Here is a 1,177-nt window from a genome sequence, read left to right as displayed (position 1 = left end):
GAGCAAAAAGAATTTTGCTAATATCATTTAATTTAACTTCAGAAAAATGATATTCTAAAGCTCCTTTCAAGATACTTATTACACATTATAAATGAACCTACCCCTTTTAAATTTTAGATGACGTAAGGATGGTTAATTTATATGTTCCAGAAGTTTAATGAAACTCGCTAAGAATATCTATTTTTCCTCCGTTAAATCAAATGTAGCAAAATAATTTGCTAAGAGCAAAAAGAATTTTGCTAATATCATTTAATTTAACTTCAGAAAAATGATATTCTAAAGCTCCTTTCAAGATACTTTGATGCATTATAAATGAACCTACCCCTTTTAAATTTTAGATGACGTAAGGATGGTTAATTTATATGTTCCAGAAGTTAATGAAACTTGCTAAGAATATCTATTTTTCTAAAGCCCTTTTCAAGATACTTTGATGCATTATAAATGAACCTACCCCTTTTAAATTTTAGATACGGAAAGGACGGTTAATTTATATGTTCCAGAAGTCGATGAAACCCGCTAAGAATATATTTTTAACGGGTGAGATTAACTGTGGTAAAAGCACTATGATAAATTCTATTTTAGAGGAGTTTAATATAGAATATACAGGCTTTAGGACTATACCTTATAAAATTAATGATATACATATGGGATATGCTTTTAAATCTTTAGTAAAGGGGATGGAGGAGACCCCTCCGATTTCAGTAAAGCTAAAGGGAATGAAGCCTTTTAAGATTACAGAAACTTTTGATTATTTTGGGACTTTAACTTTAGAAGAATCCTTAAAGTCAAAAGAAAAGGTGATTTTATTAGATGAGATTGGAGTATTTGAAAGTGAATCTTCTAGATTTCAAAATATTATTAGAGAGTGCTTAGATTCTGATAAAATATGCTTTGGAGTTATAAAAAAGAAAGAAAATAGTTTTCTAAATGAGATAAAGTCTCGAGATGATGTTTTATTAATAGAACTTCCTGAGATAGAATTAGGAAAACATGCTAAAATTAGGGAGGAAGTTTTAAAAAGGTTGAAAACGGGGGATAGGTAGATTTATATGTTCCAGAAGCTTAATGAAACTCGCTAAGAATATCTATTTTTCCTTCATTAAATTAAATGTAGCAAAATAATTTGCTAAGAGCAAAAAGAATTTTGCTAGTATCATTTAATTTAACTCCAGAAAAA

General features: G+C 28.5%; 1 protein-coding gene. It reads left to right on the top strand.

Annotated elements, in window-relative coordinates:
- Window positions 1–491 precede the first annotated feature (491 nt).
- Complete coding sequence (locus M4I33_RS07075) at window positions 492–1,043, top strand: nucleoside-triphosphatase (protein WP_257916155.1); 552 nt, start codon at window positions 492–494, stop codon at window positions 1,041–1,043.
- The last annotated feature ends 134 nt before the right edge of the window (window positions 1,044–1,177 follow it).

The sequence above is a fragment of the Clostridium sp. LY3-2 genome, assembly GCF_024705715.1.
In the GTDB taxonomy this organism is placed as follows: domain Bacteria; phylum Bacillota; class Clostridia; order Clostridiales; family Clostridiaceae; genus Clostridium.
The sequence above is the reverse complement of the archived record's forward strand: the minus strand, read 5'-3'. Positions and strand labels throughout refer to the sequence as shown.